The organism is Luteibacter sp. 9133 (assembly GCF_000800155.1).
In the GTDB taxonomy this organism is placed as follows: Bacteria; Pseudomonadota; Gammaproteobacteria; order Xanthomonadales; family Rhodanobacteraceae; genus Luteibacter; species Luteibacter mycovicinus.
Genome location: NZ_JUHO01000001.1, coordinates 3,907,758 through 3,928,127 on the forward strand (window position 1 = coordinate 3,907,758; position 20,370 = coordinate 3,928,127).

13 protein-coding genes are annotated in these 20,370 nt (G+C 64.6%); 5 read left to right on the plus strand and 8 right to left on the minus strand.

What is annotated here, in order from left to right; translation table 11 throughout:
• Positions 1 to 180: 180 nt before the first annotated feature.
• The 3 genes from FA87_RS17095 to FA87_RS17105 all read right to left on the minus strand — a co-directional run bounded on the left by FA87_RS17095 (position 181) and on the right by FA87_RS17105 (position 4,714).
• The gene (locus FA87_RS17095; RefSeq protein ID WP_052191417.1) at positions 181 to 2,160 is read right to left on the minus strand and encodes a PA domain-containing protein; all 1,980 of its coding nucleotides are present in this window, start codon (positions 2,158 to 2,160) and stop codon (positions 181 to 183) included.
• Positions 2,157 to 2,600, minus strand: a complete 444-nt coding sequence (locus FA87_RS20050) for a hypothetical protein (protein WP_051943233.1) — start codon at positions 2,598 to 2,600, stop codon at positions 2,157 to 2,159. The genes FA87_RS17095 and FA87_RS20050 overlap by 4 nt, the downstream gene beginning before the upstream one ends.
• Before the next feature lie 149 nt (positions 2,601 to 2,749).
• A complete protein-coding gene (locus FA87_RS17105) occupies positions 2,750 to 4,714 on the minus strand; it encodes a S8 family serine peptidase (RefSeq protein WP_043696242.1) in 1,965 nt (654 codons plus the stop codon).
• A 335-nt stretch (positions 4,715 to 5,049) separates the two neighbouring features.
• Between FA87_RS17105 and FA87_RS17110 the strand changes: the two genes are divergently transcribed.
• Positions 5,050 to 5,835, plus strand: coding sequence for a TatD family hydrolase (locus tag FA87_RS17110; RefSeq protein WP_036109840.1), 786 nt, complete (start codon positions 5,050 to 5,052; stop codon positions 5,833 to 5,835).
• A 19-nt stretch (positions 5,836 to 5,854) separates the two neighbouring features.
• Here FA87_RS17110 and FA87_RS17115 read toward each other — a convergent pair whose 3' ends face one another.
• Complete coding sequence (locus tag FA87_RS17115; RefSeq protein ID WP_043696245.1) at positions 5,855 to 7,513, minus strand: Na+/H+ antiporter; 1,659 nt, start codon at positions 7,511 to 7,513, stop codon at positions 5,855 to 5,857.
• Positions 7,514 to 8,041: 528 nt separating this feature from the next.
• On the opposite strand from FA87_RS17115, the gene FA87_RS17120 reads away from it, so the two are divergent.
• Positions 8,042 to 11,098: a TonB-dependent receptor gene (locus tag FA87_RS17120; protein ID WP_043696247.1), complete on the plus strand. Its 3,057-nt coding sequence runs from the start codon at positions 8,042 to 8,044 to the stop codon at positions 11,096 to 11,098.
• 510 nt (positions 11,099 to 11,608) lie between these two features.
• Positions 11,609 to 14,722, plus strand: coding sequence for a TonB-dependent receptor (locus FA87_RS17125; protein WP_156128588.1), 3,114 nt, complete (start codon positions 11,609 to 11,611; stop codon positions 14,720 to 14,722).
• A gap of 447 nt (positions 14,723 to 15,169) precedes the next feature.
• On the opposite strand, the gene FA87_RS17130 is transcribed toward FA87_RS17125, so the two are convergent.
• The 3 genes from FA87_RS17130 to FA87_RS17140 form a co-directional block, all read right to left on the minus strand.
• Positions 15,170 to 15,430 (minus strand): hypothetical protein, encoded by a 261-nt coding sequence (locus FA87_RS17130; protein ID WP_043696253.1) that lies wholly within the window; start codon positions 15,428 to 15,430, stop codon positions 15,170 to 15,172.
• Positions 15,431 to 15,991: 561 nt separating this feature from the next.
• Positions 15,992 to 16,891 carry an EamA family transporter gene (locus FA87_RS17135; RefSeq protein WP_043696256.1) on the minus strand — a complete coding sequence of 300 codons (900 nt, stop codon included), beginning with the start codon at positions 16,889 to 16,891 and terminating at the stop codon, positions 15,992 to 15,994.
• 129 nt (positions 16,892 to 17,020) lie between these two features.
• Positions 17,021 to 17,806, minus strand: a complete 786-nt coding sequence (locus FA87_RS17140) for an AMP nucleosidase (RefSeq protein WP_043696259.1) — start codon at positions 17,804 to 17,806, stop codon at positions 17,021 to 17,023.
• 164 nt (positions 17,807 to 17,970) lie between these two features.
• Between FA87_RS17140 and FA87_RS17145 the strand changes: the two genes are divergently transcribed.
• Both FA87_RS17145 and FA87_RS17150 read left to right on the plus strand, forming a co-directional pair.
• Positions 17,971 to 18,915 carry a DegV family protein gene (locus FA87_RS17145; protein WP_036117014.1) on the plus strand — a complete coding sequence of 315 codons (945 nt, stop codon included), beginning with the start codon at positions 17,971 to 17,973 and terminating at the stop codon, positions 18,913 to 18,915.
• A 2-nt stretch (positions 18,916 to 18,917) separates the two neighbouring features.
• Positions 18,918 to 19,562: a DUF4124 domain-containing protein gene (locus FA87_RS17150; protein WP_043696261.1), complete on the plus strand. Its 645-nt coding sequence runs from the start codon at positions 18,918 to 18,920 to the stop codon at positions 19,560 to 19,562.
• Between the two features lie 12 nt (positions 19,563 to 19,574).
• On the opposite strand, the gene FA87_RS17155 is transcribed toward FA87_RS17150, so the two are convergent.
• Positions 19,575 to 20,357 carry an SDR family oxidoreductase gene (locus FA87_RS17155; protein ID WP_043696263.1) on the minus strand — a complete coding sequence of 261 codons (783 nt, stop codon included), beginning with the start codon at positions 20,355 to 20,357 and terminating at the stop codon, positions 19,575 to 19,577.
• Positions 20,358 to 20,370: the final 13 nt, after the last annotated feature.

Genomic DNA, 20,370 nt, shown 5'->3' on the forward strand with positions numbered 1-20,370 from the left:
TGTCCGCCATGAGCGATCGATGCGCGGGCGCGCTTTGCGCTGCCCGTCGCCTGTCCGTCGCGACCGCGGCGGACAAAGTGTCCATAAGGCCGGACGACGCGTCGTCGTCCGGCCATCCATACGTCTATTCGTCAATCCCCTGGAAACAGATCCCGGCATACCGGGATCTGTTCCATCGCGTCACAGCGTGTACGCACCCAGGACACTCACGCCCGAATACGCCGCTTCCCCCTTCACCGTCAGCGTCCACACACCGGCCGCAGGCTTGGCGGCCGTGAACGGCTCGCTGTTGCCCGGACGGTTCGGCTGCGCCTTGACCACACCCTTCGGATCGGTCACCGAGATCGACACGTCGCCCGAGCCACCGTAGGTGCGCAGGGTCAGCGTCTTCGCGTTGGCCGGCACCGTCAGCTGGTAGGCGGTCGTGGCACCGGCCGCGCCCTTCTGGCCGTTCAGGGCGGTGTTGTTGGAGAGCACGATCGCGGGCGGCGCGGCCGGCGGACCCCAGGCGTCGTACTGCGCCTGCGTCTGCGTATCGGACAGGCAGGCGTTGAGGCTCGACGCCTGCGCCGCCGTGACCAGGCCGTCGGTCGCCAGCTGCGTCGCATACGCGTGCACCGCGGAGCGATAGTCGCCGACCGTGGCAGCCGCACCGGCGAGGATCTTCGCGTTGGAGATCACGTTCGCACCGATGATCACACCGCCCGGGACGAGGGTCGGAATGCCCGTGTCGCACGTGAGCAGCTTCTGCGAGGTGCGGTTGAGACCCCAGCCGATGTCCTGGAACAGCGCGGGCGTGAGGTCGACGTCGATCTGTCCGACGAGGTCCTGGTTGATCGCGTATTCCATGATCGCGTTCGGCGTCAGGCGCGTGTCGTAATGCGAGAACGACGAGCCCTGAGCGAGGACCGTCGGTGCATACAACTGCACGTTACCCTGCGCATCCGCACCTGCCAGACCCGTGCCCTTGCCGACCGCGCCGGTGAGACCGGTCAGGTTCGCCTTGAGCTTGCTGCCGTCCGCCTGGCTGATCGCGATCACCGGAATGGTGACCGGAGAGGCGGGGGTGCCTCCCGGCGTGATCGCGCCCGCCTGGTTGTTGGCGATGAGCACCGCCTTGGCGCCCGCGCTCTGTGCGTTCAGCGTTTTCACGGTGAAATCGCAGGTGCCACGGTCGATCAGGGCGATCTTGCCGGCGAGTGCCGAGCCGTTGGTGATGGCCGTGCAGCCGTCCGCGGGGCTTGCCTGGACGACGCTGCCCGTGAAGTTGGAGGCCGTCGCCAGCGGACCGAACGAAGCCTGCGAGAAGGTGTAATCACCCACGGCGGCGGCCGGCGCGGTGACGTGGAAGACATCCGGCGTACCGAGCGCCAGCGGTGCTTCGGCCTTCACCGTCGGCCCCGTGAAGACGAGCTTGCCGTCGTCCAGCGCGGCCGTGACGCGCTGCGCGGCGGTGAGGTCGTACCACTTCTTCTGCTGCGTGTCGTTGTAGACGAAGGTGGAGTAGATGTCGGGACGAGCCACGCCATCGTCACCGACATACGGCGACCCCGTGGTCAGGCTGTTGAAGCCCGAGAAACCGAGACCGTGCGCCATTTCGTGCAGCACGACGTTGAGGAAGTTGATCGAACCGGCGGGCGTCTTGCCGTCCAGACCGAAGTACCACTTCGATCCTTCGAGGCATCCCGTGGAACCCAGCGCACCGTTGAACTGGCTCTGGATATCGTCTTCGCCCGGCGCACCGTCTTCATGGGTCAGCGCGTCGAACAGCGCGGAGTGATACCACGTGTTGCGCACCGCGCCTGCGGGCAAGGTGCTGGTGTCGTCGAAGTAGAAGATGTACGTCGTGCCGGACGATCCGAGCACGCCCGAGGTGGCATCGCACGAGAGCGGCTCGAACGTCGCGCCGTTGGAGATGGTGACGTCGCTCTGCAGTACGGCGCCCCAGATATCCGCGGCGAACTGGTAGACGTTCAGCGCCTGCTTGCCGACCGTGGTGCCGGGGTTACCGCCGACCGGTGTGGCCGGGGTCGGATCGTCGAGACCCTTGCCGGTGCCGACGTCCTGATTGACGATCTTGATCTCGGCGGCCTGGGTGCTCACGGCGGTGAACAGTCCGGCGGCGGCGAGCGCGGTGAAGAGAAGGCTGCGGCGAATCATCGTGTGACCTCCGGTGCCTTCGGCGCAGCCTGTACGCCGTGGTCGTCATGGTGGATCGATACGCTGCCGTCGGGCTGGCGCTCGGCGACGACGCTGCTCATCAGCTCCTGCGGAACGCGCACGGCCCTGGCGTGAACGCCATTACCGAGGCTGACCGTACGGAACGTCGACTTCGCATCGGCGGCGGTGCGCGGTCGCGCGCTGAGCGATGCCGACTTGCCCGCGTTGACCTGGAAGGCCTTCGACAACGCCGCGCGCTCGGCGGCGGTGGGCTCGCGGAGGCGGCCGGTCGAAGGATCGATGGCCACCTGCACGCCCTGGACCATGACGGTCTGCGGCGCGGTGACCTGCGGCGTTTCAGCGGCCTGCGCCGCTGTCGCCACGGTGAAGATGCCCGTCAGCACCAGGCCCAGAGCCTGTGCCAGTGTTCGTGAATTCATTACCGATACCTCCCTAGTGCGGCGCCGGGACCCCTCCCTGCACGCCCACCGGCGAAGACCCCCTCGCCGGCGTAAACACCCCAGGATTCGACGTTCCCCTCAACGCCAATCCGGACCCACCGACGCATCGCGCGTCGGTGGGTCGTTACTCATGGCGCGGTGAAACTCGCTTGCACCGTGACGTTGGCGAAGTCCTTCACCCCCACCACGGTCACGTACCAGGTACCCGCCGCGGGACGGGCGACCGTCACCGCTTCGTTGTTCGTGGACGGCTTCACCGACCGGTAGTCGTACGCGGTCGACGAAGCGGCTTCGCCGTTTTTCACGTAGAGCGACACATCGCCGCTGCCGCCGAAGCTGCGCAGCGCCAGCGACCGCGCACCCGCCGGCACATCGATGCGATAGACCAGCGTGCCGTTCGCACGGCCGGTCTGACCGGTCAGCGCGACGCCGTTGCTGAGCGCGGTGGCGTCGCCGTCGCCCGGCTCGCCAGGCGCGTCATTGCCCAGCGCCTTGTTGACGGCGGCGTAGGCATCGAGGATGCCGGCACCGATCGCCTTGTCCGGCGTAACCGGGAATGGCGTCGCGGTCGAGGTCAGCAGCGTGCGGATCTCGGCCGGCGTCGGCGTCGCCACACCGGCGGCCCTGGTCGCCGACAGGATCAGCGCGACGGAGCCCGCGACGTGCGGTGTGGCCTGCGACGTGCCAGCCATGCCGCCGTAAGCGGCGGTGGTCGGCTCATGCGTGCCGTTGTTGATCGCCGACCAGATGAAACCGGCCTGTACCGGCGAACCCGTCGTGCCGTCGTTGGCGTAGATGCCACCACCCGGTGCCGACAGGGCGACCTTGCTGCCGTAGTTCGAGTAGTAGGCGCGCTTGCCCGCGATGCCGTTGGAAGCCACGGTGAGCGCACCGGGGCAGCTGGCGGGCGAGTAGTTCGTCGCGTCCGCACCCGAGTTACCCGCCGCGACCACCACGGTCGTACCACGCGAGATCGCCGAGGCGATGGCATCCGAGGTCACCGCGTCGTCCGCGCAGGAACCGCCGCCGCCCAGGCTCATGTTGATGACCTGCGCGGGATGCGTATTGTCCGGCACGCCGTCGACGTGGCCGCCCGACGCCCAGACGATCGCATCGGCGATGTCGGAGGTGTAGCCGCCGCAGTGGCCGAGCACGCGGACCGGCAGGACTTTCGCCTTGTACGCGATGCCGGCCATGCCGGTGGCGTTGTTGCTGAGTTCGGCGATCGTTCCGGACACGTGCGTGCCGTGCCAGCTGGAATCCTCCTGCTCGTCGCCCGCCGACGGATCGATGCACCCGCCGTTGGCCAGCAGGTACTTGTCCTCGGTGGTCCAGTCGCCGGTGTCCCAGCCACCGGGCGCACGCGCATCCGTGCTGCGTCCGGAGACGAAGCCGTCGGAGATGAAGTCGTAACCCGCGTCGGCGAGCGACAGGTCGATGTCGGGATGCTGCGTGATGCCGGTGTCCAGCACGGCGACGGTCACGCCGGTGCCATCCGCGAGGTTCCACGCATTGGCCACGTTGCTGCCGCCGCGATTGGCGTAGCTGGTGGCGTCGGAACCGATCTTCTCGGCGGTGCCGGTCGGCGGCCGGAAATGCCACTGGTAGCCGGCGTAGTACGGGTCGTTGACGACGACCGGGGTGACATCCGTCGCACGAATGTCATCGATCTTCTGCATCATCGCGTCCGGCTCGACGTGCTTCACCGCCGGGTCGGCGGCGATCTGCCGGATCAGCGTGTCCGCCTCGGTGCGCGTCAGCTTGCGCGACGTGCGTATCAGGTCGGAACCGGTGGCCAGTTTGCGTCCGTAGACGGCCTGGATCGCGGCGACCTTGCCGGCACGCAACTGACTGGATGTCCCTGCGGTACGCGAGAGTGCCGCGCCGACGGACTGTGCCGCCGCGGAAGCGCTGACGCGTTCGGTGGTGCCGTCGCGATAGGTGACGATGAAACGGTCGTAGCCGCCTGGCGCACGCAGGCTGCTGACGTCGAAAGTCGCTCTGGGCGCATCCGCCCCGGTTGCGAAGATCCCGGGCGCGATGCCCAGGAGGAGCGAGGCGACGAACGTCCCCGCGGCGATCCGATTTACCATCTGCACTACCCTCTGCCCGTGGTATTGCTGCAGGCGACCGCTTGCCGGTCCCCTTCCTTTTTGACGTCTCCGGGACGTCCCCTGAAAAAAGGTTTTTTTGAGATCCTTCTGAACTCCCTCTGCGCCCTCTTCATGAGGACCGTCTGGGGAACCTAGCAGTAGGAAAATACGAACGTCAATAATTTGACGCGATGACGGACATCATCCGAACGGCCTAGGCGGGAAACCCCGGGATAGCCAGGATCGGACGTCCATATGCTTGTCAATTCATGGCCTTGCGCGGGAATAACACGCGCGCGCCGTATTCAAACACATGCACCAAAGCGAACCAATTCATGGACTTGATCGACATCGGCGCCAACCTCACCCACGAATCGTTCCGGCAGGATTTCGATGACATGCTTGCCCGTGCCAGCGCCCATGGGGTCGGCCGGATGGTGGTAACGGGAGCGTCACGCGAGGGAAGCGAGCACGCCCTGGCCATGGCGAAGGCCAGCGGCGGCCGACTTTTCGCCACCGCCGGCGTGCACCCGCATCACGCCATCGACTATGACGACGCGACCGACGCCCTCCTTCGCCAATGGGCACGCGAGCCGGAAGTTCGGGCGGTCGGCGAGACGGGGCTCGACTACAACCGCAACTATTCACCGCGCGAGGTCCAGCGCGAGGTATTCGAGCGGCAGCTCGCCATCGCCGTGGAGGTCGGCAAGCCGCTCTTCCTGCACCAGCGCGATGCCCACCACGACTTCCTCGCCATCCTGAAGCGCTACCGAGACCGGGTCCCGGCCGCCGTCGTCCATTGCTTCACCGACACCGGCGACGCGCTGCGCGACTACCTCGAACTCGACTGCCATATCGGCATCACGGGATGGATCTGCGATGAACGCCGCGGCGCGCACCTGCGCGAGCTGGTCAAGCTGATTCCGGCGGACCGGCTCATGCTCGAGACCGACTCGCCCTACCTGCTGCCGCGGACCATCCGCCCCATGCCGAAGGACCGCCGTAACGAACCGATGTACCTTGCGCATATCCGCGACGAGGTAGCGAAAGACCGGGGCGAGTCGAAGGAGGCCCTGACCGCATCCAGCGTCAGGACCAGCGAGCTGTTCTTCGGCCTCTGAAACGCGAGCCGGCGTCCGCTCAACCGGAATGCAGCCCGGTGAGCGACGCCTCGGCCAGGTCCACCTCGCGGACCAGATTGCGCAGCGTTTCGTCGTTGATCGTGTGGTTGCGGCGCAGCTCGTGGAGCTCGCGCCGTTCGGCACGCAGTGCGGCGAGACGCATCACCCGCTCGGTACCCGCCTCCGCACGGGCCTTCTCCGGGACGTCGCCTTCCTCGCCCGCCGCTTCGAGGCGCTGCTGGTAATCGCCCATGACGCGTGCCGCGATGCGTGAGGCCAGCGCGATGGCGTTCTCGTCACCACCCTCCTGCACACGCTGCTGCTCCTTCTCGATGCTGCGAATCGCCGCCTCCGCCGCCAGGGCACGCGCCTTGCGCTCTTCCCGCACGCGCGGATCCTCGCCAGGCAGTTTCAGACCCTTGACCGAGAGCGGTAGCCCGATCGCGCCGAACACCAGCGTGCAGAGAATCACGCCCGAGGCGAGAAAGATCATCAGGTCGCGCGTCGGGAACGGGATGTTTTCGCTCTTCATCAGTGGGAGGGAGAGCACACCCGCCAGTGTGATGGCGCCACGCACGCCGGCCAGCGCCGTCGTCCATACCAGCCGCGTGCCCACCGGGGGGCGCTTCTCGCCACGGTGCAGCGCGCGCATGAACACGAAGCGCAACGACACCCACACCCAGATGAAACGAAGCAACACCAGCGCCAGGGTGATCGCCACGACATAGGCGGCGAGATGCCACAGCGGACCACCGCCCGCCTGCGCGATATCGACCTTCGCCCCGTCGACGATGGCGGGAAGCTGCAATCCCAGCAGCAGGAAGATGATGCCGTTGAAGGTGAACTCCACCATCTCCCAGACAGCCCGGCTCTGCATGCGCGTGGCGACGTAGCCACCCTTCATCACGTCGGTGTAGTTCATGCTCATGCCCGCCGCCACGGCGGCGAGGATGCCGGAGACACCGAAATGCTCGGCGAGCAGATAAGCCGCGAATGGCAGCAAAAGCAGCAAAGCCACCTGGGCCGCCGGATCCACTTCGCCACTCCAGCGCACCAGCCGGCGACGGAACAGACCGAAGCCGAGGCCCACGAGCACGCCCGCCGCGAGGCCACCCAGGGCCATCACCACGAAGTCGCCCGTGGCGGATATCAGCGAAAACTTGCCGGTCATCTCGGCGGCGATAGCGAACTGCAGCGCCACCAGACCGGATGCATCGTTGAGCAGGGCTTCGCCGGAGAGGATATGCATCAGGCGCGGCGGAATCGGCGACTCACCGCTGATCGAGGAAACGGCCACGGCATCGGTAGGCGACAGCACGGCGGCCAGCGCGAACGCTACCGCCAGAGGCACCGTCGGAATCATCCAGTGGACGAAGTAGCCGACCCCGACGATGGTGAAGAAGACCAGACCGATCGCCAGGGCGAGGATCGGGCCGCGCAGGAGGAACAGTTCGCGCTTCGGAATGCGCCACCCGTCGGCGAACAGAAGCGGCGGAATGAACAGCAGGAAGAACAGCTCGTGGTCGAACTCCACATGCAGGCCGAAAGGACGTGCGAGCAGCGCCCCTAACGCGATCTGGATCAGCGGTAGCGGCAAGCGGATCGGAAGGACGCGGACGATCGCGCCGGAAAGCGCGATGACGAGAAGGAGGATGAGGATGGTGATGACTAACGACATCAGGGAAAGCTAGCGATGGTGCGGATTTCAGGCAAGCCTCATCGTCTGACGGGCGATGAACGGAAGGCCATTTCGCACCCATTTCCGTCCGCGCGGGCAGCGGCCGTCGAAAGACTCCCGAAAGCCCGTGGAAAGGCGCAAAAAAACGCCTTTCCCCGCAAATACCTGCTTAGGATTTATTCCTATTGTTCCCATAGTTATTAGGGGTTTACGTTATTTTCACGCGCTGGGATCAGGGCCATCGACCGGCCGACTCGTGGGGACGTAACGGGCGGCGGCGATTTGCGGTAAGGGACGACATTTGCAGTTCTTTGGGGAGAACCGACATGCACCACACGCGCTCGCTCGCACCCCTTTTCGATTGACGACGTGACGCCGCGCGCCCGCTAAGAGGCGTACGGCCGAACAACCATTCTTTCCATTCCGGTGATTCCACCGCCTCGAAAAGGCGGCCTGCCCACGTGCCGCGTGGGTATGGGGTTTCTTGTCCCGGTTTTCGTCATGCGTTACATCAGGAGGGCCGTTTTCATGCAGCACCACACCCGTTCCACCGCCCCGGCACGCCGCAAGCTCGCCCTTGCCGTCGCCTTCGCGGTCACCGCCGGCGCCGCCGGTGGCGCGCTCGCACAGAGCAACGCCACCGGCTCGATTTTCGGTTCCGCCACACCGGGCGATGTCGTCCATATCGAAAGCAAGGACACCGGCCTGCGCCGCGATATCACCGTCGATTCGGGCGGTCGCTATCGCGCCAACTCGCTGCCGATCGGCACTTACGACGTCACCCTGATACACGCTGGCACGACCGTCGATTCGCACAAGGGCGTACAGACCCAGATCAGCCAGGGTACCGACGTTTCATTCTCAGCCGCGCCGACGGGCAGCGATGCGACCAGCCTCGGCGGCGTGCAGGTCACCGCCAACGCGCTGCCGAGCATCGACGTCAGCTCGGTCGACTCGCGCACCGTGCTCACCGCCGATCAGCTGTCCAAGCTGCCCATCGCGCGCACGTCGATCAGCTCGGTCGCCCTGCTCGCCCCGGGCACCACGCCCGCGGCACGCGGCTACGGCAACGCGCTTTCGTTCGGCGGCTCGTCCGCTTCCGAGAACGCTTACTACATCAACGGTTTTCAGGTCACCAATCCGCTGACCGGCGTCAGCTCGCGCCAGCTGCCCTACGACGCGATCGATCAGGAGCAGGTGCTGATCGGTGGTTACGGTGCGGAGTACGGCCGCTCGACCGGTGGCGTGATCAACGTCGTATCGAAGCGCGGCACGAACGAGTGGAAGGGCGACATCCAGGTCCTGTGGTCGCCCTCCAGCCTGCAACAGACGCCGCGCAGCATTTACCAGACGGATGGCACGCTGTTCCAGAAGGGCAACCCCTATGTCCAGCGCAATCAGGACAACCTGCAGTATTCCGGGTCCATCGGCGGCGCACTGGTCAAGGACAAGCTCTTCATCTTCGCCGCGGCGGACTGGATCAAGCAGACGGGCGACTACACCGGCCCGAACACGGTCAGCGACCAGGAACGCGACACGGCCAAAACCACGCGTTGGCTGACCAAGCTGGACTGGAACATCACCGACAACAACATCCTCGAGCTGACCGGCATCGGCGACAGCGAAACGACGGATGCATCGATCTTCGGCTACAGCTACCAGACCGGCCAGGGCGCGTATCTCGGTCACCAGTACACCAAGAACTACAACGGAACGCAGACGAACGGCACGCCAGGCGGCGATACCTACATCGCTCACTACACCGGCTACCTTACTGACGATCTCACGATCAACGGCATGTACGGCAGAGCGCATTCCGATCATGAGCAGGATATCAATGGCGCTTCCGGCATCGCATGTCCCTCCATCACCGACGCGCGAGTGGAGTTCGCCAGCAACAAGCAGACGGGTTGCACCGTAGGCTCGAGCACGATTCTCTATCCGGGTTCGAAGGACAGCACGAAGGGCTGGAGTGCGAACATCGAATGGCGGGTCGGAGACCACGATCTGCGCGCCGGCGTCGACAACTACGTGCTTCGCGCGACGTGGGGCGCCGTGCCGGTGGGCGGCACTTCCTACACCTACAACGATGTCGGTGATGGAAGCTCCATCCAGCAGCGGCTCATCAATCTGGGCCTCGACCCGAGCCTGTACAACCCGGCGAACTTCCCCAACGGCTACTACGTCGAATCCACCGCCCTTTCGACGGGCGCTTCGGCGCGGACCAATCAACGCTCGCAATTCGTCGAGGACAACTGGCAGATCACCGACCGCTGGCACTCGTACGTCGGCCTGCGCAATGAGCAGTTCTCGAACTACAACGGCCTCGGCCAGGCCTACGCGCGCTCGCGTCATCAGCTCGATCCCCGCCTGGGCGTTTCATGGGACGTGTACGGTGACAGTTCACTGAAGGTGTACGCCAATGCCGGTCGCTACCATCTCGGGCTGCCGACGTCGGTGGCGGTTCGTGGCGCCGGCCCCTCGACGTACCCATCCAACATCTACAGCTTCACGGGTATCGATCCGACAACGGGCATACCGACCGGTCTCGGCACAGGCGCCTATTCCGGCACCTATTACCTGAATGGCGCGAATGGCACGCCGCCCGATGCCAAAACGGTATCGTCCCGCCAGCTGCATTCGTACTACCAGGACGAGTACATCGCAGGCTTCGACAAGCAGCTCGGGGACACGTGGGTCGTCGGCGCAAAGGCCATGTACCGCAAACTGCGCAGCCTGATCGACGACACCTGCGATTCCGCACCGCTTCAGGCCTGGGGCGATGCCAACGGACTCGGCGATCAGGTGGCTGCCGGTATCGCCCGCAGCACGGGCTGCTGGCTGTACAACCCGGGCCGCGCGAATACCTTCGTGGTTTCGCCGTCCGACGGTCAGTATCTCGACATTCCGCTATCCGCCAAGGACATCGGCGAGCCGAAGCCGAAGCGCTCCTATTACATGCTCGACCTGTACGCGGAGCATCAGTTCGCCGACAAGTGGTACGGCAAGATCGACTACACGTACTCGCGCAGCTACGGTAACTCCGAGGGCCAGCTGGACTCGAACATCGTGCAGGCCGACGTGTCCACCACGGAAAGCTGGGACTTCCCGGCGATCATGGAAAACACCAACGGCGATCTGCCGAACGATCACAAGCATCAGCTCCGTGTGTACGGCACCTACGTACTCTCTGACGATTGGCAGTTCTCGACCGTTACCCGCGTGAGTTCGGGCGCACCGATCAGCTGCCTGGGGACCCGTCCCCTTTCCGTGGGTGGCGATCCGTACGGCTATGGTGCCAACTACTTCTGGTGCAATGGCGAACCTTCGCCGCGCGGATCCAGGGGCCGTACGCCGTGGACGTACACGATGGACGTGAGCGCAGCCTGGAAGCCGGCATTCGCCGAACACAAGCTGTCCTTCACCGTCGACGTATTCAACCTGCTCGGCAAGCAGGAAGTGACGCAGGTGTACGAGACGGGCGAGACGGCATCCGGTCTCCCCAACCCGCAGTACAAGCGCGCACGTTCCTTCCAGGACCCGCGTTACGTCCGCCTCGGCGCGCGTTACGACTTCACGCTCTGATCCGATAACGACATAACAACAAAAGAGGCAGTTTCCCCGGATATTGGCCGCTATTCCCGAGCGGCCTTTTTTTATATGGAAGCCGACTGAAAGCCGGTTGAAAGCTGAAAACACCTCGCAAGGCTTACGCAGAATTCTGCTTTGATGAAACTTGTTTCATCCACGCGATAACGTCGTCGACGTGTTCTTACGTGCGTACACGGACGAACGCCCGCCCGGACGCGGATGCATGTTTTTGCGCACGCACAAGACCCTTGCGATTCGACCGCGCACAAGCGGGGCAAGGTATTTCGTTCATGCAACTCCCCTTGAGTGCATCCCTCGCCGAGCCTTAGCTTCGCCGTGCTTGTTGCGGTTTCGTTAAGTCGCACATGCGGTGTTTCGATGCGGAGGATGTCGACACCACCAAGGGGCCCGGACGGCCATTTCGATTGAGTCACGACTCCGCGACCGCCCTCTGCCGACGGCGGCGCGGCTTGAAGCATTTGGCCAGTGGCCGGGGAGATCTACATGCAGCTGCGTCATTCATCGGACCGCTCACGGCGGCGTTCGCTTTCGCTCGCCATCGCGGTCGGGCTCGGCATCGTCAGCGCCGCGTCGTTCGCACAGAGCACCGTCGGCGGTGTCTACGGCACGGCGGACGCCGGTGCCCAGGTCACCGCCGTCAACAACGGCAGCGGCCTCAGCCGCAGCGCCACCGTCGGTAGCGACGGCCGCTTCAACATTTCGTCGCTGCCACCGGGCGATTACAAGATCACCTCGACCACCGGCGGTCAGAGCACGACGCGCACGATCACCATCGTCGCGGGCCAGGGCTTCAACCTCAACCTCGCCGCACCCGCGGCCGCCGCTGGCGCACAGGACCTGACCACTGTCTCGGTGACGGCCAACGCGCTGCCGCCGATCGACATCACGTCCAGTCAGACCAACACGGTGATGACGGCCGAACAGATAAAGCAGCTGCCGCTCGCACGTAACCAGACCGCCGTGGCGCTTCTCGCCCCGGGCGCGACCAAGGGCGACAGCGCCTTCGGCAACCTGGCCTCGTTCGGCGGCGCTTCGGTTGCCGAGAACAGCTATTACGTCAACGGTTTCAACGTCACCAACTTCTTCCAGAGCCTGACCTACGCGCAGGTGCCGTTCGAAGCCATCGACCAGGAAGAGATCCAGGACGGCGGTTACGGCGCCGAGTACGGCAACTCCACCGGCGGCGTGATCTCGGTCAACACCAAGCGCGGTACCAACGAGTGGAAGGGCGGTATCGACTTCACCTGGAACCCGTACCAGCTGCAGGCCAACCAGCCGAACATCTACCTGCAGAACGGCGCGCTCAACCAGAACAACCGCCACAACAGCAACTACGTGATCGGTAACAACGGCAGCGGCAACGCGACCGACTTCGGCCAGCGCTGGAACGCCTGGCTCGGCGGCCCGCTGATCAAGGACAAGCTGTTCATGTTCGCCCTCGTCGGCGGTACGCGCACGGCGGACGAGCATTATGGCGACGCCACCGGTGGCGGCAGCTTCAACAAGACCACGATCAAGGACCCGCGCTACCTGGTCAAGCTCGACTGGAACATCAACGAGAGCAACATCCTCGAATACACCGGCTTCAGCGACACGAGCACCACGCAGCAGAGCATCTACGGCTACAACTACGACGAAAACGGCCAGCCGCATCGTGGCGACTACCTCGGTCAGCAGTACGACAAGACCGGCGGCATGAACAACATCCTAAAGTACACCAGCTACATCACGGATGACTTCACGATCTCTGCGCAGTACGGCAGGAGCACCAACAAGCGCGTCGAGCGCGCCACCACCGCCGATGGCACGGTCGAAGAGTACGATGGCGACATCTATAACGCCGTCAACTCGCCGGGCTGCCCGACGATCGTCGACCAGCGCTCGCCGGTCGTGGCCGGCTCGGTGCCTGCCGCACCGCATTGCTCGTTCACCTCCGCGGGCGAACTCACCACGCCGAATGGCGAAGACAAGCGCAATGCCGGTCGCATCGACTTCGAATATCACATCGGCGATCACGAGCTGAAGGCCGGCTGGGCACGCGACCATTTCACCACCGACACGGGTACGGCGTACGAGGGCGGCTCGATCTACACGTACCAGCCGATCCCCGAAGACATCCTGGGTCATACCCCGGGCATCGACCCGGCGGACAACGTGGTCAAGCAGGCGGTGTTCGCCACGGGCGCGAAGGTCGGCATCACGCAGAAGTCCTACTACCTGCAGGACAACTGGCACATCACGGACAACTTCGTCGCACGTATCGGCGTGCGTAACGACGGCTTCAACAACACCAACAGCCTCGGCCAGACCTATGTCAGCCAGGTGCACAGCTGGCAGCCGCGACTCGGCTTCTCGTGGGACGTCCACGGCGACTCAACGCTGAAGGTCTACGGCAGCGCCGGCGACTACTCGCTGCCGCTGGACGGCAACGTGGCCCTGCGCGGCGCGGCCGCCTCGCTGTACCAGATCCGCTATTTCAGCTACACGGGTATCGATCCGGTCACCGGCGCGCCGACGGGCCTGGGTCCGGTCTCCGACGCCTACGCGGCCGCCAACCCGGCACGTGCCGTGACCCAGTACGCCAACGGCGAAGCCGGTGTCGTGCCGAACCCGGGCGCCGTCGCCACCAAGGACCTGAAGCCGTTCAAGCAGCGCGAGTTCATCCTCGGTGCCGAACAGCAGGTGGCCGACTGGACGTTCGGCGCCAAGGCGATCTACCGGAAGATCCTCACGGGTATCGACGACTCCTGCGACTTCCGTCCGATCGCCGCGGCCGCCAATGCGCAGTACGGCCTGAACCTCGACACGACCAGCCTCTCGCCGGCGGCGGCGAACGTACCGGGTTGCTACATCTTCAACCCGGGCAGCTCGGTGACCCTGCGCACGCCGGTCGATGCGACCGGTACGCTGTACGACATCCACCTGCCGGGTTCGGCCGTGGGCGAGCCGAGCTATAAGCGCTCGTACATGGCGATGCAGCTGACCGCCGAGCGCAACTTCGACAACACCTGGTACATGAAGGCGTCGTACGTGTGGTCGCACACCCGTGGCAACTCGGAAGGTGGCGTCGACTCGTCCAACGGCCAGGCCGACACCGGCACGACCGAGCTGTTCGATTATCCGGAGATCATGGCCGGCTCGAACGGTTACCTCCCGAACGATCGCAAGCACACCTTCAAGATCTATGGCGCCTGGCAGATCAACAACCAGTGGCTCGTCGGCGCGAACGGCATCCTGCAGACCGGTCGTCCGGAAAACTGCTACGGCCTGAACCCGATCGACGGCACCATCGGTGGCTACGGTGGCGGCGCTTACCTCTACTGCAGCGGCATGGTCGTGAAGCGTGGCTCGGTGGGTCGCACGCCGACGTACTGGAACATCGACCTCAACGCGACCTATAAGCCGGAATGGGCGAAGGGCGTGACGATCTCGGCCAACGTGTTCAACATCTTCAACAAGCAGCACACCACCTCGATCAACGAAGTGGGTGAGGACAACAACGGCAATTCGCTGTCCGACACCACGTACAAGATCCCGACCAGCTTCCAGCAGCCGCGTTACGTGCAGCTGTCGGCCGAGTACGACTTCTCGCTTTAAGCTCCACCACAAGAAGACAGGGCGCGCGTTCCTCCCGGACGCGCCGCCTTGCAAATCTCCCCGGAATCGCCGTCCGCTCCCACGGGCGGCTTTTTTTGCCTCGCGGCAAGGGCGTCGCCGAAACCTGCACCTGTAGGAGCCCGCCTTGCGGGCGAAAGCCAACGAAGCGACTAAGGGGGGGGGCCTACGGGCTGGCTCGGCTTCGCCTTCGCGGTCGCTTCAAAGCCTGGCCTCGCGGCAAGGGGCGTCGGCGTCTGCCATTCCTGTCGCTAAGTCCTCCTCCGGCCTTCGCCTCCGTGCGGAATCGCTCCAGGAACGCCAGACGCCGACGCCCCCCCGAACGCTGACGCCACCTGGCTCATGTAGGAGCGAGCCTGCTCGCGAACCCTCAGCGATCGACATCTCGAACGATGCATTGCGTCCGTCCATGCCAGCGGTGCACCAACATCAAACCCTGTCCCACTCCATCTTCGCGTGCGCCCGCGCCACACACTGCACACCCATCGTAATCAACGCACCGACACCACCCAGCGCAAGCAACGTGCGCTGACGCTCGGGAATTTCGTCTTCCTGCAAAGAGTCAACGAGCAAATCGGTCATGCCCCGCGCGTACTGCAACAACTCGCTAGCGTCATTCAACAACGCATTGACACCCGCTTCGGGGTCGATACAAAAACTCCCTTCGCCAACCGCTCCAAACTTTTCCATAGTCATCTCCATGCATGCCGCACGCGGCCCAGCTCTGGTAGGAGCCAGCCCTGCTGGCGATTCACCCCGCCCCGAGTTGTGGCACGCCAAAACGCACGGCGTGCCACCATCGCTCGCACGATGAGCCTCATCGGCCTGTCCGTCACCGGACGCCGGGCGGTGTGTTCAAGAAGTGGTTCGCAGCGCCGGTCGCTGTCTTGCGGCCACACGGCAACGCGCCGGATAGCTACGGCAAGAAAAAACTCAACTGACAACGGCAGGCGCCGCGGTTCTTCAACCGTGTCTGCGAGGTCGGCAGACGGCCCGGTAACCGTTGAGGGAAGTGCCGCCGGGAAGCGGCACGCGTGAGAATGCCTTAGTATTTGGCATAGCCATGGTCAACCTTCTGCGTTGATTAGGGTCAGCGGACCTTGTGGTGCGTCAACACCCTTGGTCCGCGCTTCTCACCGCTTTGAGCGATGGTTGCCTGCGACGCGTGGATCGCTACTCCGCAGGCAACGGATACAAGCTAGCAAAAACGATTGCCGGTTGTCTTGAGAATCTGGACCGATTTCGCAATCGTCAGCGTTCGCCAACGGGGTTGGCTATCACCGGGGCGCGTGCCCAGCGTGGACTGAGGACGAAGACGACGACACCCGCGAGCATCACCGCGATGCCGAGCCATACGCCGGATGCGAAGTGCTCGTCGAAGACCAGCCACGACGTGGCGATGCCGGAGACCGGGACCAGTAGCGACAGCGGAGCCACCGTCGCTGCTGGATAGGTCTTCATCAACGTGTTCCAGATGAAGTAGCCGAAGATCGTCGTGACGTATGCCTGAAACAGAATGGAGCCTACGGCGGGCAAGGCGATGCCGTGACTCAGCACGACGAACGGAGCCGAGCCACGCACGAGCCATGTCAGCAGGAGCAGTGCCGGGGCGGAGAACGCGCTCGACCAGACGATGAAGGCGAGCATATCGGCGGGTTTGTGTCGTTTCACGATCAGATTGCAGACGCTCCAGCTGACCGCGGCGAGCAATACCAGCAGCACGCCACGCGTCGTCACCGTTCCTTCCGTATAGCTAACTACGAGCAGCAAGCCGCCACCGGCCAGCACCATGCCCGCGACTTGCGGTGCGCGAATGCGTTCTCCAAGCACTGCGGCGCTGAGCAACAGCGTAAAGAACGCACTGAACTGAAGCACCAGCGACGACAGCCCCGGTGACATGCCCTGCGACATCGCGAGGTTGACCACGAACCATAGCCCCACGCCGAACAAAACGCCGTAGATGGCGACGGCGCTCAAGGGAACATCGACCGGCCGACGAACGAAGAAAACCAGCGGCAACGCCGTCATCAGAAATCGCAGCGCGGTGAGGAGAAACGGGTCGAGGTCACGCAGGCCGGCTTCGATCACCGAAAAATTACTACCCCAGATCACCGTCACCAGCGCGCCGAGCATCAGATCGCGCACTCGCATGGCCGTCGTTCCTTCTGAGGTGGGGAAGCCGACCCTAAAGGAGGCGACCGATGACCGGAATACGATTATTCTGAAATTTCGCCCCGGGATCGTCTAGCGTGATCGCCTCGTCCTTTTCTTCCGACGACGTCAGTCCTGGTCGTCCTCGAAGCGCAGGTGCTTCACGCTGCGCCCGTGCCGCCGCACCAGCTTCAGTGCCTCGATGCCGACCTTGATGTGCCGCTCCACGAAGTTGGCCGTGACCGCCGCGTCGCTGAACTCCGTCTTGACGCCCTCGGGAATCATCGGCTGATCGGAGACCAGCAGCAATGCGCCGCATGGGATGTGATTGGCGAAGCCGGCGGCGAAGATCGTGGCCGTCTCCATGTCGATGGCCATGCTGCGGGTGCGACGCAGGTAGTCCTTGAAGCCTTCGTCATGCTCCCAGACGCGTCGGTTGGTCGTGTAGACCGTACCGGTCCAGTAGTCGTGGCCGAGGTCGCGGATCATGGTGGACACGGCGCGCTGCAGTTGGAAGGCCGGCAGCGCCGGGACCTCGGGCAGCAGGTAATCGTTGGACGTGCCCTCGCCGCGGATGGCGGCGATCGGCAGGATCAGGTCGCCGATGGCGTTTTTGCGCTTGAGGCCGCCGCACTTGCCGAGAAACAGCACGGCTTCCGGCTCGATCACGCTGAGCAGGTCCATGATGGTCGCGGCGTTGGGGCTGCCCATGCCGAAGTTGATCAGGGTGATGCCGTCGGCGGTGGCGTTGGGCATGGCACGGTCGCGTCCGCGTACTTCCACGCCGTGGTCGGCGGCGAAGCGCTCGACATAATGGCCGAAGTTGGTCAGCAGGATGTGCCGGCCAAAGCCCTCCAGGGGCGTGCCCGTGTAGCGGGGCAGCCAGTTGGAGACGATCTCGTTCTTGGTTTTCATGGGGGATCTTCACAATCCGGTGGCGCGGTTACCGGCGACGCCACGCCGGCGGAGATGCCAAATTCATTCGGCGAAGTGTAGCATCCGGTCCAGCGGAGCGAAGTGGAACGCAGCGGGCGTTTCGGGCGCCGCGAGGCCTCGAGCCGTGAATGGGAGTGGTGCCGATGCGAATCGGAGTGGCGATCGACGCGGCCTGTGACCTGCCGCATGACTTCCTGGAGCGCAACGGCATCGCGGTCATGCCGATCACCGTCAAGGTCGACGACCAGAAGTTCAAGGACGACCGCGACCCTGCCGAGATCCAGCGCTTCCGCGACCAGAAGCTGGGTAGCCGCAGTCATTCGGCGGAGACCGAGGCAAGCTCGGTTGAAGATGTGCAGGACCTTTTCCTCGACCGCATGGTCCGCGACTTCGACTGCGTCGTCTGCCTGACGATCATGGCCACGCGCAGCCCGATCCACGACAACGTGATCAAGGCCAGCTTCGCCATCCTGAAGAATTACCGGCCGGTCCGTGAAGCCATGGGCCACACGGGGCCCTTCCTGATGCGGGTGGTCGATACACGCAATATCTTTGCGGGCTCCGGCCCGGCCGTCGCGGAGACCGTGCGGATGATTCAGGCGGGCAAGTCACCCGCCGAAGTGCGTGAACGCGCCGCTCATGTCGCCGATTGCTCGTACGGCTACATGCTTCCGCGCGATCTGAATTACCTGCGCTCGCGCGCCCGGAGCAAGGGCGATCGCAGCGTCAGCTTTCTCAGCTCGATGCTCGGCACCGCGCTCGATATCAAACCGATCCTCCGCGCGCATCGCGGCGAGACCGGACCGGTCGGCAAGGTCCGAGGTTTCGAGCACGGAGCGCAGGTGCTGTTCGAATACGCCGCCAAGCGGGTCCAGGCCGGACTGCTCGTGCCCTCGCTGTCACTCAGCTACGGCGGTGACCTGGACGACATGCGCAACCTGCCGGGATATCACCCACTCACGCGCATCTGCGGCGACGCCGGCGTCGAAATCCTCGAGAGCCCCATGAGCATCACGGGCATGGTCAACGTCGGCGAAGGGGCGATGACGATCGGTCTGGCTGGCGAAGACCACATCGCCGAGTTCTGACCATGCGCCCTGCCCGCGTCGCACTCGCCATGCTCGCTCTGGTGACCGGCCCCGCGCTTCATGCGGAGACGGTATACAAGTGTGTCGCCGCAGGGCAGACGATCTACCAACAGACGCCGTGCGCCAAAGCGCAGCGTCAGGAGACGATCCAGCTGGTGGACTCCGCTCCCGCTGACGGCAAGGTCGCTCCCATGCCCGGCGCACCGCCGCCCCGCGACGACGTCGACAGCCCGGAACCGCCGGCGGCACCCGCCGCGTTGCCACCGCGCATGTACGGCTGCGTCCGCGCGACGGATGGCAAGCCGTACACCAGCCATAACGGCCACCCGGAGCCTTATCTGGCACCGTCGGGTGTGGTGGGCGATTTCGGGGGGACATTGAGTGATACCTACGGAAACAGCCGCGCGGCGGTCGCGTCCGCACCGGAGCTCAACCGCGGCAAGGGCAGCGTCGGCGCGCTCGTCAACAACAACTACATCTGGGTGCAGGACCAGTGCCGTGCACTGAGCCCCGACGAGACCTGCCGCGTGTTGCGCGACGATGCCGATGCCAACCAGAAGGCGATCCGCAACGCGTTCAAGAGCGATAAGCCGCCGCTCGAAGCGAAGGACGCATCGCTTCGCCGGCAGCTTCAGGCCTGCGGCTGAGCCCGGCGAACGTCAGAAGCCGTAGCGCAGAAATCCTCCGTCCACCGCGATGATCTCGCCCGTGACATAACTGGACGCGGGCAGGCAGAGAAAGGCGACGGCGCCGGCTACTTCTTCCGGCTCACCGATACGTCCCATCGGCGTGCGGTCGAGCACTTCCTCGAGGTATTCCGGGTCGGCCAGCGCGGGCTCGCTGCGCTGTGTCCGGATGTACCACGGGGCCACCGCGTTGACGCGAATGCCGTCTTCAGCCCATTCCACCGCAAGGTTGCGCGTCATCTGGTGCAGCGCGGCCTTGGTCATGCCATACGGCGAGCCCGTGCGCACGTGCGTGATGCCCGAGACCGAGCCGACGTTGACGATCGCGGCATTCGCGTGCTGGATCAGGTGCGGGTACGCCGCGCGGCTCATCTCGTAAGCCGAAAACACATTGAGCTCGAAGAGCGCACGGTATTCGTCAGGCGAATAGTCGAGTGTCGGACGCGGCGTGTTGCCGCCGACGTTATTCACGAGAATCGACAGGTCAACGTCGAGGTCGACTACCCAGTCGAAGACGGCGAGTCGGTCTTCCTGGTCGGAAAGATCGGCGGCCATGCCCAGGATTTCCACCTCGGGACACTCCTCGGCCAGCTCGTCGCGGACTTCCTGCAAGACCAGTTCATCGCGCGCGACGAGCAGCACGTCGGCACCGAGGGCCGCGAGTTCGCGCGCACAGGCGTAGCCGATGCCTTTACTCGCGCCGGTGACGAGTGCGGTGCGGCCGTCGAGGCGCCAGCTGGGAAGTCGTGGATGCATGTGTGGTCTCCTT